We start from the raw sequence: 283 nt of genomic DNA, 5'->3' as shown, positions 1-283 counted from the left end.
CATGAAAGCTGGATGCGGGGAAACCGCACGTCCAGTTTGTGCGGCGGACGGAGGCAAGCTCTTCAATGGGCGCCTCCTCCGACCCGACACCTGTGAGCTCGGAGAAAGTCCGAGGGAGGGAAGGGGCCTTAGTTCAAGGGAAACGTCGGAAGGAGCGAGAACGGAGAGTGGCGGCACGCCTACAACCTCCCTTGCGCGTTCGGAGGCTCCAGAGGAGAGCCTATCCGAAAATTTGTGTGTGGGTCACAACCGAAGTAGAAGGAGATGAAAATGGAAAGGGAAG

The organism is Verrucomicrobium sp. 3C (assembly GCF_000379365.1).
Taxonomy (GTDB): domain Bacteria; phylum Verrucomicrobiota; class Verrucomicrobiia; order Methylacidiphilales; family Methylacidiphilaceae; genus Methylacidimicrobium.
This window is presented reverse-complemented; position numbering follows the sequence as displayed.